The organism is Enterococcus nangangensis, assembly GCF_005405245.1.
Taxonomy (GTDB): domain Bacteria; phylum Bacillota; class Bacilli; order Lactobacillales; family Enterococcaceae; genus Enterococcus_J; species Enterococcus_J nangangensis.
The window spans coordinates 16,891-43,822 of the sequence record NZ_BJDR01000008.1 but is presented as its reverse complement, the minus strand read 5'-3'; the positions used below and the strand labels follow the sequence as shown (position 1 = coordinate 43,822).

Annotated in this window: 32 protein-coding genes and 1 other annotated feature; of the genes, 10 read left to right on the top strand and 22 right to left on the bottom strand. The window is 42.2% G+C overall.

Annotated elements, in window-relative coordinates:
• Nucleotides 1–726, bottom strand: a complete 726-nt coding sequence (locus FFM57_RS04160) for a metal ABC transporter ATP-binding protein (protein WP_137599263.1) — start codon at nucleotides 724–726, stop codon at nucleotides 1–3.
• 203 nt (nucleotides 727–929) lie between these two features.
• Between FFM57_RS04160 and FFM57_RS04155 the strand changes: the two genes are divergently transcribed.
• Nucleotides 930–1,304: a metal-dependent transcriptional regulator gene (locus FFM57_RS04155; protein ID WP_170999885.1), complete on the top strand. Its 375-nt coding sequence runs from the start codon at nucleotides 930–932 to the stop codon at nucleotides 1,302–1,304.
• Nucleotides 1,305–1,520: 216 nt separating this feature from the next.
• Here the strand turns inward: FFM57_RS04155 and rplL are convergent, their stop codons facing one another.
• The 4 genes from rplL to rplK all read right to left on the bottom strand — a co-directional run bounded on the left by rplL (nucleotide 1,521) and on the right by rplK (nucleotide 3,878).
• Entirely contained in the window at nucleotides 1,521–1,886 is a 366-nt protein-coding gene (rplL, locus tag FFM57_RS04150; RefSeq protein ID WP_137599261.1) for a 50S ribosomal protein L7/L12, read from the bottom strand.
• A gap of 54 nt (nucleotides 1,887–1,940) precedes the next feature.
• Entirely contained in the window at nucleotides 1,941–2,444 is a 504-nt protein-coding gene (rplJ, locus tag FFM57_RS04145) for a 50S ribosomal protein L10 (RefSeq protein ID WP_137599260.1), read from the bottom strand.
• Nucleotides 2,445–2,476: 32 nt separating this feature from the next.
• Nucleotides 2,477–2,600, bottom strand: a sequence feature (ribosomal protein L10 leader region).
• Between the two features lie 64 nt (nucleotides 2,601–2,664).
• The gene (gene rplA / locus FFM57_RS04140; RefSeq protein WP_137599259.1) at nucleotides 2,665–3,354 is read right to left on the bottom strand and encodes a 50S ribosomal protein L1; all 690 of its coding nucleotides are present in this window, start codon (nucleotides 3,352–3,354) and stop codon (nucleotides 2,665–2,667) included.
• A 98-nt stretch (nucleotides 3,355–3,452) separates the two neighbouring features.
• Nucleotides 3,453–3,878 carry a 50S ribosomal protein L11 gene (rplK, locus tag FFM57_RS04135; protein ID WP_137599258.1) on the bottom strand — a complete coding sequence of 142 codons (426 nt, stop codon included), beginning with the start codon at nucleotides 3,876–3,878 and terminating at the stop codon, nucleotides 3,453–3,455.
• A gap of 253 nt (nucleotides 3,879–4,131) precedes the next feature.
• On the opposite strand from rplK, the gene sdaAB reads away from it, so the two are divergent.
• Nucleotides 4,132–4,797 (top strand): L-serine ammonia-lyase, iron-sulfur-dependent subunit beta, encoded by a 666-nt coding sequence (sdaAB, locus tag FFM57_RS04130; protein ID WP_137599257.1) that lies wholly within the window; start codon nucleotides 4,132–4,134, stop codon nucleotides 4,795–4,797.
• A gap of 15 nt (nucleotides 4,798–4,812) precedes the next feature.
• On the top strand, nucleotides 4,813–5,682 hold the full coding sequence (gene sdaAA / locus FFM57_RS04125; RefSeq protein WP_137599256.1) for an L-serine ammonia-lyase, iron-sulfur-dependent, subunit alpha: 870 nt from the start codon (nucleotides 4,813–4,815) through the stop codon (nucleotides 5,680–5,682).
• 511 nt (nucleotides 5,683–6,193) lie between these two features.
• Here sdaAA and FFM57_RS04120 read toward each other — a convergent pair.
• The gene (locus FFM57_RS04120) at nucleotides 6,194–6,520 is read right to left on the bottom strand and encodes an AzlD domain-containing protein (protein WP_137599255.1); all 327 of its coding nucleotides are present in this window, start codon (nucleotides 6,518–6,520) and stop codon (nucleotides 6,194–6,196) included.
• Nucleotides 6,507–7,223 carry an AzlC family ABC transporter permease gene (locus tag FFM57_RS04115; protein ID WP_371851238.1) on the bottom strand — a complete coding sequence of 239 codons (717 nt, stop codon included), beginning with the start codon at nucleotides 7,221–7,223 and terminating at the stop codon, nucleotides 6,507–6,509. The genes FFM57_RS04120 and FFM57_RS04115 overlap by 14 nt, the downstream gene beginning before the upstream one ends.
• Before the next feature lie 202 nt (nucleotides 7,224–7,425).
• Here FFM57_RS04115 and FFM57_RS04110 point away from each other — a divergent pair, with 202 nt between their 5' ends.
• The 4 genes from FFM57_RS04110 to FFM57_RS04095 are packed head-to-tail and all read left to right on the top strand — an operon-like array spanning nucleotide 7,426 to nucleotide 10,446.
• Nucleotides 7,426–8,553 carry a helix-turn-helix transcriptional regulator gene (locus FFM57_RS04110; RefSeq protein WP_137599253.1) on the top strand — a complete coding sequence of 376 codons (1,128 nt, stop codon included), beginning with the start codon at nucleotides 7,426–7,428 and terminating at the stop codon, nucleotides 8,551–8,553.
• On the top strand, nucleotides 8,550–8,762 hold the full coding sequence (locus FFM57_RS04105) for a PLD nuclease N-terminal domain-containing protein (protein WP_137599252.1): 213 nt from the start codon (nucleotides 8,550–8,552) through the stop codon (nucleotides 8,760–8,762). The genes FFM57_RS04110 and FFM57_RS04105 overlap by 4 nt, the downstream gene beginning before the upstream one ends.
• The gene (locus tag FFM57_RS04100) at nucleotides 8,759–9,685 is read left to right on the top strand and encodes an ABC transporter ATP-binding protein (RefSeq protein WP_137599251.1); all 927 of its coding nucleotides are present in this window, start codon (nucleotides 8,759–8,761) and stop codon (nucleotides 9,683–9,685) included. The genes FFM57_RS04105 and FFM57_RS04100 overlap by 4 nt, the downstream gene beginning before the upstream one ends.
• Entirely contained in the window at nucleotides 9,682–10,446 is a 765-nt protein-coding gene (locus FFM57_RS04095) for an ABC transporter permease subunit (RefSeq protein ID WP_137599250.1), read from the top strand. Before FFM57_RS04100 ends, FFM57_RS04095 begins: the two co-directional genes overlap by 4 nt.
• Nucleotides 10,447–10,498: 52 nt before the next feature.
• On the opposite strand, the gene trmD is transcribed toward FFM57_RS04095, so the two are convergent.
• From trmD to FFM57_RS04055, 9 genes are all read right to left on the bottom strand, one after another.
• Nucleotides 10,499–11,239 carry a tRNA (guanosine(37)-N1)-methyltransferase TrmD gene (gene trmD, locus FFM57_RS04090; RefSeq protein ID WP_137599249.1) on the bottom strand — a complete coding sequence of 247 codons (741 nt, stop codon included), beginning with the start codon at nucleotides 11,237–11,239 and terminating at the stop codon, nucleotides 10,499–10,501.
• Entirely contained in the window at nucleotides 11,229–11,756 is a 528-nt protein-coding gene (gene rimM, locus FFM57_RS04085) for a ribosome maturation factor RimM (protein ID WP_137599248.1), read from the bottom strand. Before rimM ends, trmD begins: the two co-directional genes overlap by 11 nt.
• A 208-nt stretch (nucleotides 11,757–11,964) precedes the next feature.
• Complete coding sequence (locus tag FFM57_RS10020) at nucleotides 11,965–12,093, bottom strand: hypothetical protein (RefSeq protein ID WP_281275730.1); 129 nt, start codon at nucleotides 12,091–12,093, stop codon at nucleotides 11,965–11,967.
• Between the two features lie 379 nt (nucleotides 12,094–12,472).
• Nucleotides 12,473–13,708 (bottom strand): sortase family protein, encoded by a 1,236-nt coding sequence (locus FFM57_RS04080; RefSeq protein ID WP_170999883.1) that lies wholly within the window; start codon nucleotides 13,706–13,708, stop codon nucleotides 12,473–12,475.
• Nucleotides 13,709–13,968: 260 nt separating this feature from the next.
• The gene (locus tag FFM57_RS04075) at nucleotides 13,969–14,214 is read right to left on the bottom strand and encodes a KH domain-containing protein (RefSeq protein WP_137599288.1); all 246 of its coding nucleotides are present in this window, start codon (nucleotides 14,212–14,214) and stop codon (nucleotides 13,969–13,971) included.
• 16 nt (nucleotides 14,215–14,230) lie between these two features.
• A complete protein-coding gene (gene rpsP, locus FFM57_RS04070; RefSeq protein WP_137599246.1) occupies nucleotides 14,231–14,503 on the bottom strand; it encodes a 30S ribosomal protein S16 in 273 nt (90 codons plus the stop codon).
• A 310-nt stretch (nucleotides 14,504–14,813) separates the two neighbouring features.
• On the bottom strand, nucleotides 14,814–16,235 hold the full coding sequence (gene ffh / locus FFM57_RS04065) for a signal recognition particle protein (RefSeq protein WP_137599245.1): 1,422 nt from the start codon (nucleotides 16,233–16,235) through the stop codon (nucleotides 14,814–14,816).
• 19 nt (nucleotides 16,236–16,254) lie between these two features.
• Nucleotides 16,255–16,596: a putative DNA-binding protein gene (locus FFM57_RS04060; protein WP_137599244.1), complete on the bottom strand. Its 342-nt coding sequence runs from the start codon at nucleotides 16,594–16,596 to the stop codon at nucleotides 16,255–16,257.
• Nucleotides 16,597–16,692: 96 nt separating this feature from the next.
• A complete protein-coding gene (locus tag FFM57_RS04055) occupies nucleotides 16,693–17,127 on the bottom strand; it encodes a hypothetical protein (RefSeq protein WP_137599243.1) in 435 nt (144 codons plus the stop codon).
• Nucleotides 17,128–17,488: 361 nt separating this feature from the next.
• Here FFM57_RS04055 and FFM57_RS04050 point away from each other — a divergent pair, with 361 nt between their 5' ends.
• The 3 genes from FFM57_RS04050 to FFM57_RS04040 all read left to right on the top strand — a co-directional run bounded on the left by FFM57_RS04050 (nucleotide 17,489) and on the right by FFM57_RS04040 (nucleotide 21,393).
• Nucleotides 17,489–18,109 (top strand): MBL fold metallo-hydrolase, encoded by a 621-nt coding sequence (locus tag FFM57_RS04050; RefSeq protein WP_137599242.1) that lies wholly within the window; start codon nucleotides 17,489–17,491, stop codon nucleotides 18,107–18,109.
• A complete protein-coding gene (locus tag FFM57_RS04045) occupies nucleotides 18,106–18,582 on the top strand; it encodes an ASCH domain-containing protein (protein WP_137599241.1) in 477 nt (158 codons plus the stop codon). Before FFM57_RS04050 ends, FFM57_RS04045 begins: the two co-directional genes overlap by 4 nt.
• Nucleotides 18,583–18,855: 273 nt before the next feature.
• Nucleotides 18,856–21,393: a M1 family metallopeptidase gene (locus FFM57_RS04040; RefSeq protein WP_137599240.1), complete on the top strand. Its 2,538-nt coding sequence runs from the start codon at nucleotides 18,856–18,858 to the stop codon at nucleotides 21,391–21,393.
• A gap of 54 nt (nucleotides 21,394–21,447) precedes the next feature.
• Here FFM57_RS04040 and FFM57_RS09835 read toward each other — a convergent pair whose 3' ends face one another.
• The 6 genes from FFM57_RS09835 to FFM57_RS04020 form a co-directional block, all read right to left on the bottom strand.
• On the bottom strand, nucleotides 21,448–21,585 hold the full coding sequence (locus FFM57_RS09835) for a hypothetical protein (RefSeq protein WP_170999882.1): 138 nt from the start codon (nucleotides 21,583–21,585) through the stop codon (nucleotides 21,448–21,450).
• Nucleotides 21,586–21,596: 11 nt separating this feature from the next.
• A complete protein-coding gene (locus FFM57_RS04035; protein ID WP_137599239.1) occupies nucleotides 21,597–21,977 on the bottom strand; it encodes a YxeA family protein in 381 nt (126 codons plus the stop codon).
• 102 nt (nucleotides 21,978–22,079) lie between these two features.
• Nucleotides 22,080–24,449 carry an ATP-dependent DNA helicase gene (locus FFM57_RS04030; RefSeq protein WP_170999881.1) on the bottom strand — a complete coding sequence of 790 codons (2,370 nt, stop codon included), beginning with the start codon at nucleotides 24,447–24,449 and terminating at the stop codon, nucleotides 22,080–22,082.
• A 104-nt stretch (nucleotides 24,450–24,553) separates the two neighbouring features.
• Complete coding sequence (locus FFM57_RS04025) at nucleotides 24,554–25,279, bottom strand: class A sortase (RefSeq protein WP_137599237.1); 726 nt, start codon at nucleotides 25,277–25,279, stop codon at nucleotides 24,554–24,556.
• A 171-nt stretch (nucleotides 25,280–25,450) separates the two neighbouring features.
• Nucleotides 25,451–25,573, bottom strand: a complete 123-nt coding sequence (locus tag FFM57_RS10015; RefSeq protein WP_281275729.1) for a hypothetical protein — start codon at nucleotides 25,571–25,573, stop codon at nucleotides 25,451–25,453.
• A 58-nt stretch (nucleotides 25,574–25,631) separates the two neighbouring features.
• The gene (locus tag FFM57_RS04020) at nucleotides 25,632–26,858 is read right to left on the bottom strand and encodes a class C sortase (protein WP_137599236.1); all 1,227 of its coding nucleotides are present in this window, start codon (nucleotides 26,856–26,858) and stop codon (nucleotides 25,632–25,634) included.
• Nucleotides 26,859–26,932 lie beyond the last annotated feature (74 nt).

Sequence of the window (26,932 nt, the reverse complement as noted above, 5' to 3'; positions counted from 1 at the left end):
TCACTTGGCAGCACCTCCTTTAAAAATTAAGTTGGCGCCGTATGCTTTTGCTAAATGTTCTTCAGTAGCCACTGCTGCCGTAGCGCCAAAAGCAATCACCGTCTTATTCAGCAATAAAATGTGATCAAAGTAAGTCGTCAACTTGCTCAAGTCGTGATGAACGATGAGAATCGTCTTCCCTAAAGCCTTCAGCTGACGCAAAATATTCATGATGGTTTGCTCACTCACTAAATCAATCCCGACAAAAGGTTCATCCAAAAAAATATAATCCGCTTCTTGTACTAGACAGCGGGCAATCAGCACCCGTTGAAATTGTCCACCAGACAGCTCGCTAATTTGCCGTTGACTAAAGTCTGTCATTTCTACTTGTGCTAAAGCTTTATCTACCCGTTGCCAGTTCTTTTTTTGTAGACGATGAAACAAACCCAACTGTGGATAAAGTCCTAAGGCGACGCACTCTCTCACCGTAATGGGAAAAGTATAATCGATACTACTTTTTTGCTCCACGTAGGCAATTTTTTTCAATTTTTCCCTAGCTGGCTTACAGTCGATGGTTATTGTGCCGCCAGCTGGTACAATCTGCAAAATACTTTTTAACAGTGTCGACTTACCAGCGCCATTGGGTCCAATAATACCGGTAATTGTGGGACCCGCTAGCTGAAAATTTACATTATCTAAAACCCGTTCACGTTCGTAAGTGGTATGCACTTTTTGACATGCAATCATAATTTGCTCCTTCTATTTTTAGGTTACCCTAAACTTTTTATATTTTTAGGGTAACCTAAAAATATTCAGACGTCAAGTCCTCACCAACTATTTCTCAGAAAGTCCAGCAGAAGTATGTCTTTTAGGAGGACTGAACATTGTCAAATCCGTTACTATCAGGTATGCTTAGCAAGAGAAAGCGAATGAGAAGTCGAGGCAAAAGCATGAGCCAACATCAAGAGGATTATTTAAAAATTATGTATGAGTTCGGTGACTCGCAAAAATTAATTGCGAATAAATATATCGCCGAAAAGTTAAAGATTGCGCCAGCTTCCGTCACTGAGATGATCAATAAACTAGCCGAAGAAGGTCTGGTGGAATACGTTCCTTACCAAGGCTCTCGCCTCAGCACTAAAGGGCGCACAATTGCTACGAACTTGTATCAGAGTCACGAGCTTTGGGAATATTTTTTAGTCACCCACCTAGACTATCAAAAAGAACAAGCCCACGTCTTAGCTGAAGAATTAGAACATGTCTCCCCTCAAGATTTATTACGTCGTCTAGATTCTTTTTTAAAGAAAATCGAAAACAAAGAATAAACCAAACCCCCGCTATCCTCATTTGCGTTTGAGGACGGCAGGGGTTTTGTCGTTGGTACAGCAAAAACTAAAAAAATTTATTAGCTAATTTTATTCTTTCTGCTAATGAATTAGACTTTTATTTCATGTCAACTCTTACTTGCATTTGCTTTCCAAATCAAAAAAACAGCCCTCACATCCTCAGATGTAAGAGCTGTTCTCAAAAGAGTAGCGAGATTACTTAACAGTAACGCCAGCGCCAACTTCTTCTAATTTAGCTTTGATTTCTTCAGCTTCTTCTTTAGCAATGCCTTCTTTAACAGCAGCAGGAGCGCCATCAACTAAAGCTTTAGCTTCTTTCAAGCCTAAACCAGTGATTTCACGAACTACTTTGATAACTTTAACTTTAGATTCGCCAGCGCTTGTTAATTCAACTGTGAATTCAGTTTGTTCTTCAGCAGCAGCAGCAGGGCCAGCAGCAGCAGCAACAGGAGCTGCAGCGGATACGCCAAATTCTTCTTCGATAGCTTTAACTAAAGAGCTTAATTCTAAAATAGTTGCGTCTTTTAATTCAGCAACGATGTTTTCAATGTTCAATGCCATTTTAAATTTCCTCCAATTAGGGTTTTTGTTTTGTTTTAAATTAGGATGCTAACTTTAAGCTGCTTCTTCTTCTTTTTTGTCGGCAACTGCTTTGACAGCGTAGGCCACGTTGCGGACTGGAGCTTGAAGAACAGATAAAAGCATAGATAGTAAACCTTCGCGGCTTGGTAATTTTGCCAAAGCATTAATTTCTTCGACAGAAGCTACTTTGCCTTCGATTACGCCACCTTTGATTTCTAAAGCTTTAGCTTTAGAAGCAAATTCGTCGATGATTTTAGCTGGTGCTACAACGTCTTCATTTGAAAAGGCGATAGCAGTTGGTCCAGTAAAGACTTCGTCTAAACCTTCTAACCCAGCAGCTTTAGCGGCACGAGATAAAATGGAGTTTTTGATAACTTTCATTTCAACGCCTGCTTCACGTAATTGTTTACGTAATTCAGTCACTTCGGCTACAGTTAAACCACGGTAGTCTGCGATAACGACAGATGCTGCGTCGTTAAATTTTGCAGTTACTTCTTCAACGATGGATTGTTTTTTTGCGATTGCTGCTTCACTCACGATATTTCACCTCCTAGATTTGATGGTGGAATTTTTCCAATAAAAAAACTCCATGCCACCTAGACATAGAGGGACCCATTGATATTCAAAGGTTGTCCTCGGTAGGAAATTAAGACTTGCGTCACCTACTGTCTTAGGTACGATTAAAAAGAATTCTTAACCTTGTCTACTGTACCATAGGCGGTAAACAAGGTCAAGAAAAATTTTATTTCGTTAAAAATTAGAAGCTTGCTTGATCAACATGTACACCAGGACCAAAAGTAGTCGTTACGGTGATATTTTTCATGTATTGACCTTTAGCAGTAGCTGGTTTAGCTTTCAATAAAGTGTCATGAATTGTTTTGAAGTTTTCTACTAATTTAGCATCTTCAAAAGAAACTTTACCGATTGGCACATGGATGTTCCCAGCTTTGTCAACGCGGTAAGTTACTTTACCAGCTTTTACTTCGTTAACAGCTTTGGTTACGTCCATCGTAACAGTACCTGTTTTAGGGTTTGGCATTAAGCCTTTAGGTCCTAAGACCCGACCTAAACGACCGACAGAAGCCATCATATCAGGGGTTGCTACGACAACGTCGAAGCCAAACCAACCGTCTTGAATTTTAGCAACCATGTCGTCATCGCCAACGAAATCAGCACCAGCAGCTTCAGCTTCTTTTGCTTTTTCCCCTTTAGCGAATACTAAAACAGTTTGTGTTTTACCAGTTCCGTTAGGTAGTACAACAGCCCCACGAATTTGTTGGTCTGCTTTTTTAGGGTCAACGCTTAAACGATAAGCAACTTCAACAGTTGCGTCGAATTTAGCGATGTTTGTTTCTTTAGCTAAAGCTACCGCTTCTTCAACAGAGTAAGCTTTCGTAGCGTCAACTTTTTTTAATGCATCTTGTAATTTTTTGCTCTTTTTAGCCATTATGTTTCCTCCTTGATGTGGTTTTAACGGTTACCCTCCCACGGCTTACATGTTATCCATGTAATGAACTGAGAAGCGTACCTCTGAGTGTCTTGTGCTTATTCAGCGACAGTGATACCCATGCTTCTTGCAGTTCCTTCCACCATACGCATAGCGGCTTCTACATCAGCAGCGTTTAAATCTTCTAACTTAGTTGTTGCGATTTCACGAACTTGATCTTTCGTAACAGTTGCAACTTTTTTTGTATTAGGTTCGCCAGAACCCTTTTCGATTTTAGCAGCTTTCTTTAAAAGAACAGCAGCTGGTGGAGTTTTAGTAACGAAGGTGAATGAACGGTCTTCGTATACGGAGATGACTACTGGAATAATCATCCCTGCTTGGTCAGCTGTGCGGGCGTTGAATTCTTTTGTGAAGCCCATGATGTTCACACCTGCTTGACCTAATGCAGGACCTACTGGGGGAGCTGGAGTTGCTTTTCCGGCAGGAATTTGCAATTTAACGATTTTTTCTACTTTTTTTGCCACGAGACATACCTCCTTGAGTCCGTGATGTGGTTGAATGGAGATTCAAATTTCTCCTCCCACTGTCTGTAAACAGACAAATAAGCGTGTACTGACGCACACCTAAGTTAGTATACCGAAGCTGACTGAAAAAAGCAAGAACTCCACTTAAAATTTTAATTTAAAAAACTGTTGTGACCCTAGGATATCGCCTTTTTTCTCCATCTGGGATGTGCTAAAATCGAAGTATCTTCTAATATAAAAAGGTGGGATAAGCGTGAATCCTCGTTTTCATAGTGTCTTTGATATTATCGGCCCCGTGATGGTGGGACCAAGTAGTTCACACACCGCTGGCGCGTGCCGCATTGGTAAAGTGGTCCGCAGTATTTTTGGTGAACAACCCGACAGTGTCGATATTTATTTATATGAATCTTTTGCCAAAACCTATCGCGGACATGGTACGGATATTGCTCTAGTGGGTGGTCTACTAGGGATGGAGCCTGATGACAGTCGTTTAGCCGATAGTTTGAAACTCGCTCATGAAGCTCAGATGGAAGTCTTGTTCGTGCCAACGAAAGAAAAAGCAGAGCATCCGAATCAAGTAAAAATGATTCTAACGAAAGGCGACCGTAAAATGAGTGTCACTGGTCTTTCCATTGGCGGTGGGAATATTCAAATTTCTGAACTCAACGGTTTTAAGCTTTCCTTGTCTTACGGGGTGCCTACGATTGTAACTGTGCACCAAGATATGCCAGGCATTGTCGCCAAAGCTACGCAAATCTTATCTGAGGCGGGAGTCAATATCGGAACCATGACGGTGACCCGTGAAGCTAAAGGTGAAAAAGCCATCATGATTATGGAAATAGATGAACGTGACGTTGCCCCATGTATCGCTGAGATTACGGCCCTACCTGACGTCTTCAGCGTTAACTTCTTCTATTAATAAGGGGGATTTCTAATGATTTTAACGATTAAAGAATTAATCGATGAAAGTAAAAACTACGCCAGCGTCGCTGATTTAATGATTGCTCAGGAAATGGAATATTCTGGTGCGAGTCGCGAAAAAATCCGGGCAGCAATGCACCGCAATCTAGAGGTGATGCGTTCTTCTGTGGCAGAAGGCATCGCTGGTGTGAAATCCGTCACGGGTTTAACTGGCGGTGATGCCAAACGTTTAAATGACTACCTAGCCAGTGGTAAATTTTTAAGCGGCGATTTAATTTTACAAGCAGTCCGCAATGCCATTGCCACCAACGAGGTTAACGCCAAAATGGGCTTGATTTGCGCTACACCTACTGCCGGCAGCGCTGGCGTCTTAGCCGGTGTGTTAGTCGCTGTTGAAAAACGCCTAGGCTTAACTGACGAACAAGCGGTGGATTTTCTCTTTACCGCTGGCGCCTTTGGCTTAGTCATCGCCAATAACGCTTCGATTTCTGGCGCTGAAGGCGGTTGCCAAGCTGAAGTAGGTTCAGCTGCCGCAATGGCTGCTGCCGCCACGGTCTTAGCGGCGGGCGGTACGGTGGAAGCTGCTAGTCACGCTCTAGCCATCACCATTAAAAATATGCTAGGCTTAATTTGCGATCCGGTGGCGGGTCTAGTGGAAGTCCCTTGCGTGAAACGTAACGCTTTAGGCTCTTCCCAAGCTTTGATTTCTGCGGATATGGCCTTAGCCGGTATTCAAAGCGTGATTCCTCCTGATGAAGTGATTGAAGCCATGCACAAAGTCGGCCAAGTGATGCCATCGATCTTTAAAGAAACCGCTGAAGGTGGTTTGGCTGCCACCCCTACCGCTCTTGGTATCACCCGCAAACTTGGTTTTGCCGATTAAATATTGTAAGCAAATAAATACTGCTCTCTTGCCTAGCAAGAGGGCTTTTTTCATATTTTGTAAAAGATAGGTCTGCCACTGTTGTCGCTGCACTAAAGTCCACAGCCGAAAAACTTCCCGTTTGGTAAAATAATGTTGAAAACGCGCCAATAAATAGCGAGACCAAAAAGAAAAAACACCTTGCGCTAACTGGGCAAAATAAAGTTTGCGCAAAGCTTTTCGACAGAGCACTTGCGGTGCGCTTCCTTCTAAATCTTGGCGAATCAGTAACATGGCATTTTCTTTTAAGAGACGTTCTCCTTGGTGATCTTCCCCGTAGCGCTGTAAAATTCTTTTTTCAATCGTCGGATAACGTAAACTAAAAAATTGTTTTGCGGTTAAGTGGGTCGTTAGCATCAGAGTGGCCTCCCTTTTTTCTGGTCACTAAGGTATACGAAAAAAACAAGAAAAATGTTCTAGCACAAAATAAAAAAGTTGTCAGCGCCAAAAATTTTTGACGCTGACAACTTTTTTACAACCACAAGCGTAAGACAGCTAGGGAAATAATCCCCACCGCGACAATGAACAACAAACTTTTCGTGACCACTGCACTAATGATTGTGGGCACCGACGCTAACAAGTTTTCCCAATTGACTTGGGGGAAGTGGCCTAATTGTTGTGTGAATAAACTGTTGAACCATAAAGCCGACATAATCACGATGGGGACAAAACCTAGGTACTCCACTACGCCTTTAGGCAAGTCGAATTTTTTTAACAAGACAAAAGGTAAAGCTCGTGACAACCAAGTTGCTAAGCTACAGCCGACGATGGTCAAAATAATAAAATTAAAAGAAGGCATGTTTCATCATCACTCCAAATCCGCAGCCAATTAAGGTCACCGCTAAAATTAAAAGATTACTAGGAATAAAAATTAAACCAAAATAGGTGCACACTAAAGTAAAAGCAATCACTACTAGCTGTAAACTACGCTTCAAGGAACGATCCGCGATAAATTGCAAATACAACAAGCCAATGAACATCGCCACCAACGCAAAGTCTAAGCCAAACTTTTCGGGATTCGTAATGAAATTTCCCAAAAGAGCCCCCACCAAAGTTGAAACGATCCACGTCAAATAAGAAATCACATTCGCTGTATTCATCCAGCGAAAATTTAGTTGCCGCTCAGTATAATTTAACTTATTCATACTTAAGGCAAAACTTTCATCCGTTAAGAGGGTACCAATCATGATATTTTTTAGGACACTTTGCTTTTTAAAATACGGCGCTAATGTCATACTCATTAAAATCATGCGAGAGTTGACTAAAAATGTCGACAAGACAATGGACAAAATCGGACTGTAAGCTGCCAACATACTGACGGTAATAAATTGCGCCGACCCAGCATAAATAAAAATCGACATTAACGTAATCACTAATGGGCTAAAACCCGCGGCCTTTCCCACGATACCAAAAGCCAAACCAATTCCAATATAGCCAAAAACGGTAGGCAGTGTATCCTTCACCCCTGCCGTCAAATCCAAATCACTATTCACAGACTTCATTCCTTACTCTACTAAAAAAACTTCAGCAGTTAACTTTCAGAAAATTCTAGCTTTTTTCAGATGGTTTGTCAAATTTTTTCTGGAGAAATTTTCTCAGAACAGTTTGTTACCTATTGGTTAACTTTTGCTAGGAAAAGTTAACAGCTGCGCCATTGCTTAAAGGGTCCACAAGCTTTACACTTAAAGCAAAGGAAGTGATAAGATGAATTTGCGTTTAGGACGCGTCCTCCAAGAAAAACGCCGCGAAAAGCAAATTACCCAACAAGAGCTGGCTAATTTTATGAATGTCACTAAGACTTCTGTTTCCAAGTGGGAAAATGATCAGAGTTATCCTGACATTACCTTACTCCCCTTGCTGGCGGCTTACTTTGACATGACGATTGATGACTTATTGAATTACGAACCGCAACTTTCCCAAGAAGAGATTCAACACCTCTACACTTCCCTTCAACATACTTTAAAAGAACGTTCCGGGGCGGAAGCATGGGCCACGTTGCAGCGCTTAACAAAACGCTATTATTCCTGTTACCCTTTGATTTTGCAGCTGGGAAATTTTATTTTGAATCATTTTGATTTATTTCCTGGTGCCGATGCGTCAACAAAAAAAGCCCAATACATTCCGCAAGCCTTGGACTTATTCCAACACGTCACCAAAAATGCTAGCGCCGCTGATCTTTTAGTCGAAGCCGAAAAAATGCAAGCCTATTGTCTCTTAGTCTTAGGGCGACCTGATGAGGTGCTAAAAATTTTAGGTCACTACACGCCACCAGCGATTCCACCAGATTCCTTAATTGCAGGTGCTTACCAATTAAAAGGAGAACTTCCAGCCGCTCAACAAGTCTTGCAAAGTAGTTTGTTTCAAAACGCGGTGCTCCTCTTAAGCAGTCTGACGAATTATTTACAAATTTTAGGTGAGCATCCTTCGAAGTTTCTCGTGACTTATGAAAAAGGTTTACAGCATCTCACAACTTTCCAGCTAGCAACTTGTAATCCTGCTGCCACTTTAAACTTTTATTTAGCTGGTGCCCATGGCTTTAGCTTGCAACAAGATGCAGCGCACACTTTAACTGCTTTAGGCGCTGCCGTCACCCTGCTAGAAAAAAATAAGGAGTTGAAAATTTGCGGCGATGAGTATTTCGACCAACTTACCCCTTGGCTCGAACACGTGGTACGCAGCGGCGAAATTCCGCGGGAAAGTAGTCAAGTCTTCACTTTCGTCAAACAATTTATATTAACCAATCCCCAATTAGCTTTTTTAGCGCACCATGAAACATTTATCCCCATCCAACAACGGGCTCAAGCCCTAACTTTAAAGGAGGAATCAGCATGAACAACACGCAATTTTTCTTTGATAATCTACCCCTTTTTATTCCCATTATTATTTTAGAAGTCGCTTTAATGCTCACTGCGCTGGTTAGCGTTTTAAAAAGTAAAACTTTCCGCTTGGGCAGTAAACCCATCTGGATTATTGTGGTGGTTCTTTTACAAATCATCGGCCCAGTGATTTACTTCGCCTTTGGTCGTGAGGAACGAGCATGAACCTGTTAGAACTGAAAAACGTCAGTAAAAATTTTGGCGCAAAAAAAGTGCTGACGGATGTCAATTTAATCATCCCGCAAGGTAGTCTCTACGGCTTTGTAGGAAAAAACGGGGCCGGCAAAACCACCACCATGAAATTAATTTTAGGCTTAGAAAAATTAAGTGGGGGCACCATTACGGTGTGCGGTGAAGAAGTTCGTTTTGGTGCCACCAAAACCAATCGCTTTACTGGCTATTTGCCCGATGTCCCCACCTTTTACGGGTATTTGTCAGCCTATGAATATTTAGACTTAGTGGGGGAAATTGCCGGTCTCAATAAGACGCAACGAAAAATTAAAATTAATGAGATGCTAGCTAAAGTGGGCCTGCCTAACAATCGGCAAAAAATCAAAGGCTATTCCCGCGGTATGAAACAACGTTTAGGCATTGCCCAAGCGCTACTTTCAGAACCACCACTATTGATTTGCGACGAGCCGACTTCGGCCCTTGATCCGAGCGGCCGTCAAGAATTTTTAGACCTTTTAGCTAGTTTAAAAGGCAGCACCACGATTTTATTTTCCACTCATATTTTGACGGATGTAGAACGGGTTTGTGACCACGTAGCTATTTTAAATGAAGGGAAAATCGTGGTGGAAGACCAACTGGAGGCTTTAAAAGAACGCTACGCTAAACCGCAACTGGCCTTAACCGTTGCTGCCGCTGAAATTGCGGCCTTGACCGCTATTTTGCAACATTTACAACAAGCCGGTGAACTGACTACTTTTACTTGGCAAGAAGGCACAGTCTACGTAACTTTTGATGGCACCGCTAGCCGTATCACTCAAGCTCTGATGAAAGAACTCGTCGCTGCCAACGTCACGCCGCACCGACTGGAACAAGTGGAGCCCACCTTGGAACAAGTTTTCTTGGAGGTGACCAAATGAAATATTTTTATGCCTTTACGAAAAAAGAATTTTTGGAAAGCTGGCGCACTAAACGAATTTTGCTCTTAGCTTGTATCTTTGTCCTTTTCGGCGTGATGAATCCATTAGTAGCCAAAATTACCCCTGAACTTTTACGTTCAACCTTGGGAGAACAAGCTGCAGCAGCCTTCCCTGATCCCACTTCACTAGATTCTTGGCAACAATTTTATAAAAATATTAACCAACTAGGCATTTATTTGTTAGCAATTTTATTTAGTGGTTGCCTCAGTGGCGAAGTTAAAGCCGGCCAACTAGTGCCCCTCGTCACGAAAGGCTTGCCACGCCCAGTGATTCTCATCAGTAAATTCACCGTGATGCTGGTACTTTGGTTAAGTTGCAACCTTCTTTCCTTTGGCATCACAGCAGCTTACACCGCTTATTATTTTCCCGACAACTTGAGTCCAAACATTTGGCAGGCCCTTTTACCACTGCTGTTCTTTGGCCTTTTCTTATTAAGTTTAATTTTACTCAGTTCCGCTTTAGCTCGCAGTAACTACGAGAGTCTCTTTATCACGATTGGCGGCATGGCGGTCCTCTACCTCCTCAGTCTTTGGCCAAAAAGTGCTGATTTTAGTCCCCTTAGTCTGATTAATGAAAATCTTGCTATTTTGCAGCGACAAAGCTCCCTCGCCGATTTAAAATGGATTTTTTTAGTAACCTTGGGCTGTAGCCTGATTTTCTTTTATGGCGCGATTCGCGTCTTTAATCAAAAAAAATTGTAAAAAATGATGCAGCTACCCGACGATTCCTTTCGTCAGTAGCTGCATCATTTTTTTATTCGTTTTCTTCTTGTTGGATCTCTCGCAACATTTTTTCCATCTGGGGAGTTAAAGCCACGTCAGCTAGTAAATCAGGGCGACGTAAATACGTCCGCCGCAAAGATTCTTGTAACTGCCAGTCGGCAATTAATTGATGGTTGCCACTGCGCAAAATTTCTGGCACTTCCATCCCTTTAAACGCTGGTGGCCGCGTGTATTGTGGGTGTTCCAATAAGCCATTAGAGTAAGAATCACCAGTAGCGGAAGATTCGTTTCCTAAAACATCTGGTAATAAACGCACTGTGGCATCAATCATCACCATCGCGCCTAATTCACCGCCAGTTAACACGTAATCTCCTAAAGAAACTTCGTCAGTCACTAAGGTCCGAATCCGTTCATCGTATCCTTCATAATGCCCACAAATAAAGACCAAGTGCTCTTCTTGTGCAAATTCTGCCGCTAACTTTTGATTAAAAGGTTGGCCAGCGGGATCTAGTAAAATAATCCGTTTCTTGGTTGCGGGACTCTCGTTTTGAATCGCCTGCAAGTTGTCATAGATGGGCTGCACTTTTAAAAGCATCCCAGCGCCACCGCCGTATGGATAGTCGTCCACCGTTTTATGCTTATTATCGGAATACTCCCGGAAGTTGGAAACATTTAACGTCAGCTTGCCTTTTTCCTGCGCTTTGCCGATGATGGACTCCCCCATGGGACCGGCAAACATGTTGGGAAAAAGCGTTAGGACATCAATCCTCATCCAACAATCCCTCCATCATTTCAATGTTCACCACACCTTTTTCTAAATCAATGCCTTTCACCACATCATCAATGTAAGGCAAATACCACTCTTTTTTCCCCGGTGCTTTCACTACCCATACATCATTGGCACCAGTTGCTAAAATTTCGGTGACTTCCCCTAATTCTCGCTGAGTTTCATCCACCACTTTTAAGCCAATAATTTCATGATAGTAAAACTCATCTTCGTACAATTCATCATTCAGGTCCGCCACATCGACTTTCAACGTGCCCCCTTTATATTTTTCCACATCATTAATGGAAGGATGATCGACAAAAGTTAACAGCTGAAAATTTTTGTGGAGACGATGACTTTTCACCACTAAAGGAATCGGCTGGGGCTGTCTTTCCATAAATAAGTACAACGTGTTGCCTGCAGCAAAGCGCGCATCCGGAAAGTCTGTTTGAGAAATAACCCGTACCTCGCCTTTAATCCCTTGCGTATTTACTAATTTACCTACATTTAAGTATTCCGTCACGATTTTTCCTCACTTTTTTCGTTTGCCTTCAGTCTAGCAGATTTTAAGAAAAGAAAAAAGACTTTCCAGAAAAAGCCCCAGAAAATCTCCCGCATTTCAGCCACTTGCTTTTCAAAATTACCCTTGCTATAATTCAGGTGTAGGGAAAAGGTACTGGATATACCTCTTCCAATATCTACATGGCAATGACCAGTCGCGACTCTAAAGATTACTCTTTAGGGTCTTTTTTTAGTTCGTGGGCGATTTCAATCATCAACTTAATGATGATTAAAATTTGCCAAATGCTTTCTAGCATTTTTGAACCTTTCCCGCTTCCTGGCGATTCTGTCATTGGCATGTCTAGCTCGTCTCCCTAGAAATTTCGGCAATAAGTGAGTCCAACATAAAAATTGAAAAGCAAATTTTCAGTTGGCCTCCGCTTATTGCTCAATTTCTGACCAAGGGAGTCGAGCTTTTCAAATAACCTCCTTTAGCACCAACTTTTCTAGAATTCGTTGATTGTTGCTTCGGGGTGACCAAAGTCCATGTGAACTACACCTGAACGATAGCAAAGACGTCATTTTGTCCTCTTACAAAGAAGATACGCAAAAGATTCTGAAATGCACTCTATTAAATAATTTTTAGGTAGATTAACTTTAGCAAAATTGCTTATCTTAAAATAATTAAAAGCCCATCAACCTCCCTAGAAGTTAATCGGCTTTTTGTGTTGCTATCCTTTATCGGCAATAAGCTAAACGAATGCGGCCATTGCCTTTTGTCAAACATGTTTGCAAAATAACTTGTTCACCTAAACTTTCATGGTACGCCAAGCCATCCACAAGTTCTTGACCTTCTGAACTATCTGGATACATCAGTCCATCTGCTCCTTGTGTCATGGCTAAATCGTAGATGCGATAGACGTGATATGTATATGGTGTGCCGGCTGCATCCGTCACAATCACAGTACTCCCCACGCTAATATTTTGTACGACAGCAAATGCACCTGGATTATGGCCAATAAAATGAGTAAAGTCGCCATCATCTCCCTTAAAAGAGGCACCATAATAAGAAGATGCAACGCCGTTAGGGTTTCCATTAATAATTGCCATGCCGCTACTTGTGCCGCCATTCGCGTAGTAAATTTCTTGCCCTCCTACATAAATCCGATTTGCGTGATAAGTAGTGGTAGTATCTTTGGGCTTCTGTCCCGTTTCCACAGCATCTGTTGTTCCCTCTTGGCTAGTCACTGCAGACGAGGTGGTTGCAGAAGTTGACAAACGAGTTGCTGGGGGCGCAATAGTCAGTAGTGCTCTTTTTTCAACTTCGTGACCGGCATCATCGCTAACCACATAAATTAACTCTTGCTGGCCACTTTTGTTAAAGTCCGGTTTCACTTTCAAGACCACTCGCTGCGTAAGCTCTCCTGTTTCTAAATCCTCAGCGCTAACGCCGGCCATCAAATCAATTTTTTCACCATAAGCTGCTTGAAAACTTGTCGGTACCGTCAACGTTGGAGGAGTGATGTCTTTTACTTCCACCTTGACAACTTGATAACGAGTTGTCTGCCTTTTCTCATCTTCTGTTTTTACAATATATTCATGGGTCCCCAATTGTTGCTTATTAAACTCGCGCGTTAAAGAGCAAGTTAACTTTTCTCCCGTAGCACTATAGCCGGTATAAGTCGTTAAAGGAAAATCAGCCCCATAGTTAAGAGCCAATACTTTCGGCCCTTTAATCGTCGGCCGCGCTTGTTCTATTTTAAGCATTGCATCACGATGGATTGCCTGTTGCAACGCCCATAGTTCGTCAGAAATTAGTATCAACTTATCAATTTTTCGCGTAAAAGGCGGAATCTCTACAGCCTGAAATAAACGGTACTCAGTATGTAGCACCTTCCCATAAACCGTCATCGTGTCTAGCTGTAAAATAAAAAAGGTCAGCCCCAATAGACCCCATTTCCGCCAGATCTTCACCCCACACTTTCCCATGCCCCATGCCCTTTCTTGCATTTATCTGGCTAGTTACAATTTATCAAAAACTTTCCATCCATAGCCTTATCCAAATTGTACACAAGTGTTTTTTTATTGTATAGCCTATTTCTCAAGATATTTCCATAAGTTTGCGGCTGTGCTGAAATATTTCTATTCTTTTTTCTTTAAGACACCCCAAAGACCTTTAAGAACAAAAAAACTCCACCACCTAAACTAAAAAGTTTAAGTAGTGGAATTTTTTATTATTTACCATCAAGAATATTTAAACGAACTTTTTTAGGACCTTTCACTCTGACGCTATAAACAATCGTCCGAATTGCTTTAGCAACACGACCTTGCTTACCAATGACGCGACCGATATCTTCAGGATTTACCGTGAGATTGTACTCAAGAAATTCTTCAGATTCTGTCACTGTCAAAGCGATGTCTTCCGGATATGAAACTAATGGACGGACGATAGTTAAGACCAAGTCTTGGACATCTGTCATCATTTCTCACCTATCCTTATTTCGTGTATTTTGCTTCGTGATGTTTTTGCATAATTCCAGCTTTGGAAAGAATGTTACGAACAGTATCAGAAGGTTGCGCACCTTGAGATAACCAGTTTAAGATTTCAGCTTCTTCCAATTTAACTTCTGCTGGGTCTTTTAATGGGTTGTAAGTACCAACTGTTTCGATGAAACGGCCATCACGAGGAGAGCGAGAATCAGCAACAACAATACGGTAGAAAGGAGCTTTCTTTGAACCCATGCGTTTTAAACGAATTTTAACTGCCATTTATATGACACCTCCATATCTTATTCACAATGAGTAGTGTACCAAAGTTTTTTTACCCTGTAAAGCTTTTTTTCTTTACAGTAATGAAAAGCTTTTGAACCTTGGGCAACTCTAGAAAAATAAGACAGAAGATGAACAAATTGTTTTTCAAATTTGTTTCAGCTTTTGGCTTATTTTTTTTAGAGTTAGGTTCAAAAGCTAGACAATACGAAAAGCTTTTTCAACGCCCAAAACAAAAAGGAGTACCCAACGTCAACAGTTAGTCAACGTCAGGCACCACTAAGCGATCTTCCAGCTAATCAGCTAGTTTTTATTTTTTCTTTTTCTTCTTTTTCTTTTGGGTCTTTTTCATCATGGACTTCATAGCCATTTTCGAAAGTTTGCCTTTGACGCCTGTACCAAACATTTGCTCCATGCCTGGCATGTCGAAATTGCCTTTAGTCATTTGCTGCATCATTTTTTTCGACTCGTTAAATTGCTTAATCATGCGGTTCACTTCCACCACACTGTTGCCGGAACCGGCAGCAATCCGACGACGACGCGACGGATTTAAAATATCAGGATTGGCTCGTTCTTCTGGTGTCATGGAAAAGACAATGGCTTTTTTCCGTTCCACATCTTTTGGATCGACTTTGATGTTTTCAATGCCAGGCATTTGGTTCATGCCGGGAATCATCTTCATCAAATCTTCCAAAGGTCCCATCCCCATTACTTGATCTAACTGTTCAATAAAGTCGTTGAAGTCAAAGGAGTTTTCTTGCATTTTTTGTGCCAGGTCGGCGGCTTTTTTCTCGTCGTAATCTTGTTGCGCTTTTTCAATTAACGTCAACAAGTCCCCCATCCCTAAAATCCGGGAAGACATCCGGTCTGGATAGAAAATTTCTAGGTCAGTAAGTTTTTCCCCCGTCCCTGAAAATTTAATTGGTTTACCGGTAACGGCGCGAATGGAAAGGGCGGCCCCACCACGGGTATCCCCGTCTAATTTCGTCAAGACAACCCCAGTGATATCCAATTGTTCATTGAAGCTTTGAGCCACGTTGACGGCATCTTGCCCCGTCATGGCATCTACCACTAAGAGAATTTCATTCGGTTGCGCTAAAGTTTTAATTTGTTGCAACTCATCCATTAAGGTTTCATCAATATGTAAACGACCCGCCGTATCGATAATGACGTAATCATTTTTTTGTTGATGAGCTAAGGCAAGTCCTTCTTCCACGATTTTAACGGGGGAAACGTCGGTACCCATATCAAAAACAGGAACGTTTAATTGTTCGCCAATCACTTTCAACTGATCAATAGCGGCTGGTCGATAAACGTCACCGGCAATCATCAAGGGACGCGCATTTTCATTTTTCTTTAAATAGTTAGCAAGTTTACCGGCAAAAGTTGTTTTACCAGCCCCTTGTAACCCCACCATCATGACCACAGTGGGAATCTTAGGATTTTTATTCAGGAGAACTGCTTCGCTCCCTAAAGTAGCGGTTAATTCTTCATCAACAATTTTGACGATTTGTTGAGCTGGAGATAAGCTTTCTAACACTTCTACCCCGACTGCCCGCGCACTAACGCGTTTGGTAAAATCTTTCACCACTTGGTAGTTAACGTCGGCTTCTAAGAGGGCTAGCCGAATCTCCCGCATCATTTCTTTGACGTCTGCTTCGGAAACTTTTCCTTTGCGGCGGAGTTTCCCCATCGCATCTTGCAGGCGTTTTGTTAAACTTTCAAAAGCCATTCTTTACTTCCTCTCTTTACTATTCTTCTTCTAAATCCTCAAAGCGATGAAGGTATAAGGATAACATTTCATCTTGGGGATATTCTTTTGCTACATAGTTTTTTAACTCATTTAAAAGTTCCATCCGCATCACGTAATCGGAAAAAAGATGGAGTTTTTTTTCGTAATCTTCTAAGAGCTTCCCAGACCGTTTAATATTATCATAAACTGCCTGCCGACTCACGCCATATTCTTCAGCAATCTCTCCTAAAGAATAGTCATCCGCATAATAAAGCTCCATGTAATTCATTTGTTTTTCCGTCAATAAGGTAGCGTAAAATTCAAATAAACCATTCATGCGATTTGTTTTTTCAATCTCCAGCGGTGTCCCCTCCTTTTGCGGAATTCTTTCCCTAGTATACCATGATTTCCTAGGAAAAATAAAAACGCCGAGAAAAAAATTCTCGACGAAAAGTTTCTAATAGCATGCTCCCGTTAAAATAAAATGATTATCCACCATCCGATACGTGCTAGTAACTTGCAATTGCTTCTGAACTTTACCTTGACGCACCGTCACCGTTGCCAAACACTCATAAACTCCAGCATGAATCTGCGTCACCGCCTCAGAATTAACCGTCAATATTTTTCCGTAGGTGGTGAAAAATTCATCATGTGCCAACAAGTCTTTGACATCTAATCGTTTTAAATCTGCTTGTTGTTGGAGGGACAATTCAGCTGGAATATCTGAAAGGGGTGTTGCCTCGGCTAACAAAGTCTCATCCTTAACTTCAGGAATTATCGTTTCGGGGTTGCCCATGGGAGTAGCCGGACCAGTGGAGCGCCAAACGTAAATCAAAATCAAACAACTGAAGATTACTAGACCATACAACACTGTACGCACTGAAGTTTTCATAGCACTGCCCCCTTTTTCATGACCGTAAACGCTCTTTGGAGTAGTTTAGCACACTAAAAAAAAAATGAGATTAAATTTTCACCAAAATCTTTTTAAACCTCGTAGATATTTTCTTCATAGAAGAACATTTATAGATAAAACCACGAAAGGCAACGCTGCTGACTGCAACGTTGCCTTTCATTGGGAATTTGGATTTGGTATGCTTATACTATAGCTAGATATTCTTAAGGAAACGTGAAAAATTTTTAAGTATACAGCTAAACTCTCAAGAGTTTTCACCTTTTCCTGCAGTAGTTGTTAGAATATTTTTACCTTTAGTAAAAAGTTGGTATACTAGTGGAGTAAAGAAAGGATTTTGCTGATGAAAATAACTAAAATTGTCACTGGCTCGGCTGCCGAAAACTGCTATTTGATTTGCGGTGACCAAGAATTATTAATCGTCGATCCCGGAGCGGACTTTGCAAACTTACAAGCTGCAATTACCGCACTCCCGCAAAAACCAAAAGCGATTCTCTTGACCCACACCCACTACGATCATATTGGAGCTTTAGATGAGATGCGTGCCACCTATGACATTCCCGCTTACGTCTCAGCCTTGGAAGCCCCTTGGTTGCAAGAACCACAACTTAATTTATCGGGATTAACAGGACGCCCATTTACTTGTGAAGTAGTGGAAAATTATTTAGCGCCAGGTCCTGTCACTTTAGGAGAATTTACCTTTGAAGTGCGGGCGACACCGGGACACTCTGCTGGCTCCTTAAGTTTTATTTTTCCCGAATTTGCCGTAGTGGGAGACACGCTCTTTCATGGTAGCATCGGGCGGACGGACTTTCCCACAGGTGACTATCAAACTTTGTTAACCAGTATTCAAGAACAACTCTTAACTTTGCCGCCAGACCTACCCCTTTATCCCGGCCACGGTCCAGAAACGACGGGCGCTTTTGAAAAACAAACCAATCCCTTTTTAGGAGGTCGCTTATGAGTAATGAAACCAACACGCCACAAGTCGTAGCTTTCTGGCAAAAATTTATCGCTGAAAATAATTTACCGGCAAACTTGTCCTATAGTGCATGGTCTTTTGGCAATGATTCCCAAATGGCCGATGACTTATTGGCGTTGGTGTTAGCCAACAAGAAACACGCTACTTCTTCTTATTATGATTTATACGTGGTAAGCGGTGAGGCTCTCCCACAAGAAGATCAGTATAATGTTCTCTTAGATGGAGCCGGTGTTGCCAAAGCGATTATTAAAAATCGTTTTGTGGAATTTTTACCTTTTAGCCAAGTCACTAAAGCCCACGCTTACTTAGAAGGGGAAGGAAATCAAACACTAGAGTATTGGCGCAACGTTCATCGTCCCTTCTTTATGGAGGAAGCAAACCAATTTGGTTTAAATTTTGCGGAATCTTCCTTAGTGGTGGTGGAAATTTTCGATTTAGTCTATGTAGCAGCATAGAACAAGTCAAAAAAACTGAAGTCCGCCGACTTCAGTTTTTTAATACTATGACAAATGGAAAATCATCCTCACTTGTAGTGTAGCACCTTTCCTGAGGTCTGACAAAAAAAGACGCTTGTTGTTTATTTTCCCTTGGGCTCTGCAAAAAAAGACTACACCTTGGTAAATTCCGAATGTTTTTCAAATCTTTCCACCGTAAAACCTTCTTTCCATGTGCGAAATAAAAAATTCCGGCGTATAATAGGTATATTCTAATTAAATGGAGGAAAAGCGATGACTGAATTTAAACATTTTTATCAATTTTTTCAACCAGAGCATTATGATCTTTATTTAGACATAAATCGCGCAACAAAAATAATTGCTGGGGTTACCACCATTAAAGGGGTAGCGAAACAAGCGAAGATTTCTTTGCATCAAAAAGATTTAGCTGTCACCAAAGTAAGTGCTAACGGTATCGACGTGCCTTTCACTTTGGAAAAAGCAACCGATGCTTTACACATTGAATTAGCAACAGCAGGTACCGTAGAATTAAGTGTCACTTACACTGCACCTCTAACCGATACCATGATGGGCATTTACCCGTCTTATTACGAAGTAGCCGGCGTGAAAAAACAGTTGATCGGCACGCAGTTTGAAACAAATTCTGCTCGCCAAGCTTTCCCCGGCATTGACGAACCGGAAGCCAAAGCGACTTTTGCTTTAGCGCTTAAATTTGACGAACACGATGGCGAAACAATTTTAGCTAACATGCCTGAAAATCGTTGCGTTGATGGCGTCCACTACTTTGATACCACAGTAAAAATGTCCACTTATCTCGTGGCTTTTGGCTTTGGAGAATTACAAAGCAAACTGACTACTACTAAAAGTGGTGTAAAAGTTGGCGTCTTTGGGACTTACGCTCATCAAGCCAAAGAATTAGATTTTGCCTTAGACATTGCCAAACGCTCCATCGAATTTTATGAAGACTTTTTCCAAACCCCTTATCCCCTTCCTCACTCTTGGCAATTAGGCTTACCAGACTTTTCCGCTGGCGCTATGGAAAACTGGGGCTTGATTACGTATCGAGAAGCTTACCTTTTATTGGATGCTGACAACAGTAGCTTAGCCACCAAACGGCGGGTTGCTACCGTCATCGCCCATGAAGTTGCTCACCAATGGTTTGGGGATTTGGTGACGATGAAATGGTGGGATGACTTATGGTTAAATGAAAGTTTTGCCAACATGATGGAATACGTCGCTGTCGATGCTTTGGAACCCGACTTTAAAATTTGGGAAGAATTCCAAACTTCTGACGTGCCAGCGGCTTTACAACGGGACGCTACTGATGGTGTCCAAGCAGTCCACGTCGCCGTAGAAGATCCCGCTGAAGTCGATGCTCTCTTTGATGGCGCGATTGTTTACGCTAAAGGTGCTCGGATGTTAGTGATGGTCCGCGCCTTGATTGGCGATGAGGCTTTACGAACCGGACTTAAAAATTACTTTGCTAAACATCAATACGGTAACGCCACTGGTGCTGACTTATGGCAAGCATTAGGCGCTGCTTCAGGTTTAGAATTAAAAGCCATTATGGACTCTTGGTTGGAACAACCAGGTTATCCTGTCGTCACCGCTAGTGTCAAAGACGGCCAGCTGACTTTAAGCCAACAACAATTCTTTGTGGGGGACGGCAAAGAAATTGGTCGCATGTGGCAAATTCCTTTAAATAGTAATTATTCCGTAGCACCAACCATTATGGCGGAAAAAGAAATTACTTTAGGCAATTACGCTACCTTACGTCAAGAAAGCGGCGAACCTTTCCGTTTAAATGTGGGCAATAACTCCCACTTTATCGTGAAGTATGATGAAACACTACTAGCTGATATTTTAGCCGATGTCACTGACTTCGATGCCATTACCCAACTGCAACTGTTACAAGACTTGCGCTTATTGGCTGAAGGAGAACAACTTTCCTTTAGCGACTTAGTGCCATTGTTACCGCGTTTTGCTGATAGTTCCGCTGCGGTCGTTAGCCTGGCTTTGTATCGCATCGCCAACAGCTTGAAACGCTTCGTTACCCCAGAAACGGCTGAAGAAACAGCCCTGAAAACTTTCTTTAACCAATTAAGTGGAGAGCAATTCACCCGTCTTGGTTTAACTCCCAAAGCTGGCGAAGCAAACGACGACCAATTTGTGCGGCAAAACGTGATTAGTGCTGCCTTGTACGCTGAAAATACAGCCGCAATTGACGCCGCTCATGAATTGTTTACCCAATACGCAGATCAATTAGTGAACTTAGACGCTTCAATCCGGCCTTTAGTTCTAGTAAACGAAATGAAAAATTTTGGTACACCAGCCCTTTTCCAAGCGTTTTTCGCTAGCTATCCCAATACGGCTGATGCTAGCTTAAAATCAGCGTTAGGTTCCGCTTTAACGCAAACTAAAGACGATGCCTTACTAGATGAAGTCATCGCCAAGTTTAAAGATGCTAGTGCCATCAAGCCGCAAGATTTACGAGGCTGGTATTACAATACGTTGTCCAATCCCCACGGCGAACAAAAAGCTTGGGACTGGCTCCGCACCAATTGGGAATGGTTGGAAGAGACAGTGGGTGGCGATATGTCCTTCACCAGTTACATCACGGTGACAGCGGCTGTCTTCAAAACACCAGAACGCCTCTTAGAGTTCAAAGCTTTCTTTGAACCAAAATTAACCACCCCTGGTTTAGGTCGGGAAATTACGATGGGCATCAAAGTGATTGAAAGTCGCGTGAACTTAATCACTAAAGAAAAAGCTGCCGTCAATGCGGCCATTGCCAAAGCTATTACTGAATAAATCAGCGCATGAAAAATGGTGTACCAGAAACAATTTCTGGCACACCCTTTTTGTTTACTTATTAAAAATTTTAGGACCTTTCCGCATATTTTTGCGGTCATTTTTCGGCGTGGCCATTTTTTTAGAACGACCGCCCCCAGCTCTTTTTTCATCGATTAATGCTTGCATTTTTTCTTTGGCATTTTTTTCCATAGGTACCGCCTTTATTTTAATTTGTCTAAAGCGTTTTGCGGAATGGAACCTTCTTCCACGGTGTTAGGACCTTCTACAATTCTCTTTTTGCTAATGGTCGCTTTAATGTAACTACCTGGAGTTAAAGGTTCAGGATTATCACCAGAAACTTCCACTGGAAAGTCTAAAGTTTCGCCGTCTTCATTGGCCCAAGTAATGTCATATTTATAACTGTAGCTACCACTGACTTCTTTTCCTTGATTATCTACCGTTACTTCTTTAGCGGGAACTTCTTCAGGCACGATGGCGTAGTACTCTTCCCCTTTATAGGTATCTTGATAATATTGGCAACCTGATAAACCTACTAAGCCAAGGACTAATAAAAGGCCGGCTAAAATAACTTTTTTCTTCATTTTTAAATTCCTCCTTATTTTTCCATAACAACCCACATTTTACTGGGCTTGTGGGTATTTGACAACTAAAAATACTACTATCACGTAAATATTAAAAAGTTTTTATACTTTTCCGGCTTTCTGCCAAAAGCGCTGTAACCCTTCTGTTAGTCCTTGCGGATTGTGGGCAACACCAATTTGCCATTCGTCTGGTAAAAATTTGCGGTACTGAAAACGAGTAAAGCGTTGATCCAATAACAGAACTACCCCGTAATCTTCCGGCGTCCGAATCACCCGACCCGCTGCTTGGAACACTTTGTTTAGGCCCGGCAACTGGTAAGCGTATTGAAAACCTTGCTGATTTTTCTCTTGGTAATAGTCTTTTTCCAGCTCTAATAAAGGATTGATTTGCGGTAAGCCCACGCCGACAATGGCCGCACCAATTAAACGTTGGCCGACTAAATCCACTCCTTCTGAAAAAATCCCCCCCAGTAAGACAAAACCTAGCGTGGTCTGCAGACTATCGGCGACAAAATGAGCCAGAAATTCCTCCCGCGCTCCTTCGTCCATCTCCCGCTCTTGCAAATAGATGGCACACTTATGAGGCGTCTGTTGAAAAGCTTGGTGGATTTCGTTTAAGAAACTGTAGGAAGGCGCAAAAATAAAATAGTTGCCAGGACGGGCGTCAATCATGGCGGAAATAGCAGTGATAATCTTCGTTAAATTTTCCGTGCGCTTGTGGTACGTCGTGTCGATATAATTGGCCACAATGACTTGTTGATGACTTTTCTCAAAAGGCGACGACAAGGCGTAATGCACCGCTGTTTGTTGCGCTCCCAGCCGCTCTTCATAATACTGAATTGGACTAAAGGTGGCGGAAAATAATAAAGAATCGTAACAATCTTCATGGCGCTTAGCTAAAAATTCTGCTGGATCTAGACACACTTGGCTGACGATAAAATCAGCCCCTTGCTGTTGAAAGGTCGTCACAAATTTTTCGTTGTAATGTTCCGCAATTACTAGATAGGCATGAACTTCAAAGGTCCACTGCCGCAATTCTTCCTGGTGGGCAAATTCATTTTCTGCTAGCCAAGGACGTAAAGTCTCCAATAAATTGACGAGACTCAGGTTAAATTCTTCTAGCGCCTCTGTTTGTTGCGTAAATTCTGCTGTAAATTTATCTTGATAATCTTCCAAAAAGTGCCGCGCTTTTAAAAATTGGCGGCGCCCTTTTTGCGTCAAGGCATCTTTACTCTTGACCTCTTTAAACCACTTGTGGGCCTGCTGCAACTGCCACAAGCTCAAGTGCTTCGTGTACATCTCCTTGGCGCGATTCACCAAGTTATGGGCTTCATCCACTAAAAGGAGCGGTCCTCGATCTTTAGGAATCTCTTCAAAAAAGCGGCGCAAATAAACTAACGGATCATAGACATAATTGTAATCACAAATAATCGCTTGGCAAAAAAGACTAATGTCTAACGAAAATTCAAAAGGACACAATTGATGCTTCGCGGCATATTCTTCAATTACCGGCCGGGTCATAAAATCTTCGTGACTTAAAATATCCATTAAGCCCCCATTGACCCGATCGTAATAGCCTTTTGCTAGGGGACAATTTTGCATACAACCGTCTTGTTGGGGGCAAATTTTATCTTTTGCTGTTAAGGTAACGGTTTTTAGTCGTAAGCCTCCGACTCCTAAAGCCGCCAACCCACTTTCCACCACTTGGCGGGTAATCGTCTTGGCCGTTAAATAAAAAAGTTGCGGATACTTTGCCAAGTTTAAACCTTTCACCGCTGGAAACAAAGTGGACATGGTTTTGCCGGTTCCCGTAGGTGCCTGCATAAAAAGTTGGCGTTTGCTGTAAATAGCTTTATAGACGACCCCCATCAACTCCCGCTGCCCTTTGCGATACGCCGGAAAAGGAAAAGTCATTTGCTCAATACTCATTTGTTGTTCTTGCCGCATTGCTGCTACAAAATCAAACCAAATTTTATATTCCGCCATCAGCTCTTGAAAAAAAGTTGTCAGGGCCTCTTTAGTGTAGGTACGGCGCGTACGGCGCACATCTTCTTGTAAGACTTCCACGTAGACTAATTCCACTGTTACCTCTGTTAAATCTTTTTCCAGCATTAAAAAGTAGGCGTAACACATTCCTTGGGCAAAGAAGAGATCCACTTGAGGGGGAGCCAGCTCACTTAAAAGTTCTTCTGAGGTTTTAATTTCTTCCACAACCCATTGGCCCTCTTCTTCCACGAGTCCATCTGCGCGGCCGCGAACCGTGAAGGTGACTCCGGCTAGCTCATACTCGTAAGAAAAGGAGACTTCTTTTTGATAGTTGGGATTTTTCTTTTGCCCTTGCTTTTGTAATTTACGATGTAAGGCACTGCCAGCTTGGGCCGTATGCTGAGAATTTTGGCTCGTTTGTAGGTCACCGCACCTCTTGATAAACTCCACTAATTGCCGTACGGATATTTCTCGACTGAACTCCACTGACACACCCCCTTTTTACTTGCCTTCCTATTATAGTCGAAACTTCCCCGCTACGCAAAAAAGCCTCCCCTTTCCAACTAGGGAAAAGAGAGACTCTTCATGGATTAATTTCCTGGATTGTTCCGGGCTAAACCAAAAGCGTCTAGCATGTCAGCTGATGCATCTTTGTAAGGTGTTGTAACCGTTAACGTCCCTTGAATAATCAAACGCGCAGTTCCCTGATTATCACAGGTAACTAAGGTGACTAAAGATTTTCCCGGCACGTCTTCAATTAATTCCGTTTGATTAGGAGCTACCGTTTCAATAAAGTCGGTTTGATAGGTGTAAATATTAGTTAAGTCTGTTAAATAAATCGGCTCCCCCATTTTTAAATTAAACAGTGGGCTAAAGAGCAAAGACTTGTCAATCATATGGTGACTGGCTAACGGATAGTTCCCCTCCCCCATCTTCTGCTCCGGCTTTAAGGTGGCAGCGCCATACAACAAGTTGTCATCACTGACCCCTTTATAAATGGCTAAATTAATCCCCACAGTCGGTACGGCAATGCCCCCTACGGCATTTTTCGGCGCGCTAGCCAATTGCGCTTTCACCACCGCTTCCGTAGAAACAGCCTCCACTTGATCAAAATCAAAAACCGCCGCTGCTTCCTCGTTGGCTTTCACATCTTCGACAGTCAAAGTGCTGATATCGTAATTGGACATGCGACTAATCAACAAGTCCTTAATTTGATTATTAAAAACCAACGCCAAACCTACCAATAGCAATAACACAATGGCGATATTTACCAACCAGTTACGGAGGCGATGCTTTTTTTCTTTTTTTCTCTTCATAAAAATGCTCCTCGAAAATTTTCTAAAGTGTAGCACACCTTAGTATAAAAAGCCACGATGCTTTCTCGGTGAAGTTTTCCCAACTTTGGGAGACTTTTCTCCTTTATAGACACGGGCACGTTGCAAAAAACTCCCCGCAAGAAGTTCTTCCGGAGAGTTCCAGTCAGTTACTTATTTTTCAGCTTGTAATAAAGCTAATAATTCTTTAGCAACTTCTTGAATATGGGGATTGTGAGAACCCACCACTTCCGTATAAGCGACTAATTCTTTGGCTAATTCAACTTCACGTTCCAAATGACTCACCTCTTCTTCCATATTGTTCCATAAAACAGGCGCGGTGACAACTCTTTTGCTAATTTTTTTCAGTTGACGTAGTGATTAAAGAGTAGCGTTCATCATGTAAGACTAGCGTCCCTTGCTTTTTGTGTAACAGTTGCAAATGGAACTTTCCATCTTTGGCTTTTTTGATTTTTATTTTCAAGCGACCACAATCCCCCACTAAGCGATAACGCCCGCCTTTTAAATCAGGGAAAGCGACTAACCCTTTATCGTCACTAGTTAAAATAATCGGTTCTTGATTGCGGGTGACGTTGCGCTTGCCGTTTTTGGTTTTGATAGCAAACGTTGCCCCGACTACCGACTGATTCTCACTGTCTAATACATAAAATTCCACGGGATAACGTTTCTTCCCAATTGCTAACAAACGCAAGAAGCGCAACAAACCCCAGAGTAATAAGATAAACGCTGCCGCCACACTCACAAGCCAAAAGACTAGCTTATTGCGTTTGGCGGTGGTGACTTTTTTAATCGCTTTTTCCGCTTTTTCTGCCGTATAAGGGATGCGGTGACCAGTGACTAAGAGGCGATGAGTGTTCACCATGTAAGGTGTGCAGGTCATTAAGGTCACGAGGTCGCGCCCTGCTTGGATTCGCAGCGGCTCCGTGTCGGTGGGTTCAATCGTCTGAATCTTTTCCACTTCATAAGCTAAGGTTTCATTGTTAATCTGAACAAAAAATTGATCGCCAATGACGAGTTCTGGCAAGTCGGTGAAAAGCTTAGCTTCCGGTAAACCACGGTGTCCTGACAACACAGCGTGTGTACTCTCGCCACCAGTGGGATAAGAACTCCCCTCCAAAAGCGACAACCCCTTTTGTAAAAAGATTTCCGTCGTCTCATCAAAAATCGGCAAGTTCACATCAATTTTAGGAATACTCAAAATCCCAATCGTGTGCTCTTCATAAAAAGAATTGTTGGCGACATCCGTCTGGGCCACCGCATCCACTGCTGCATTATACGCATCCATCCCTGGAAGAGCCTCTTTTTCCGCCAACTCCTTATTCTTCGCTGTCATCTCGGCTTTCGTTTTAGCCAGTTCCGCTTCATTTTCCTTATTGGCTTGCGTTTGGTAATGAGAGATTAACTCTTGCGCCAAATAATCGTTCAAAGCATCCTGCACAAACGGATAGGCTAACACCCCAACGCCCGTCATTAACAGCAACACCATGAAAATATCTAGCAGCCGAATGCGCCGTTTCCCTTTAGCACTTTTATTCTTTTTTGTCTGTTTCGCTTTTTTCATGAGAGTTGCTCCTCTTCGAACTTTCTTTACGGAAAAAGGACTGTGTCACACGCGACTTTGCCCTTTTCCATAAA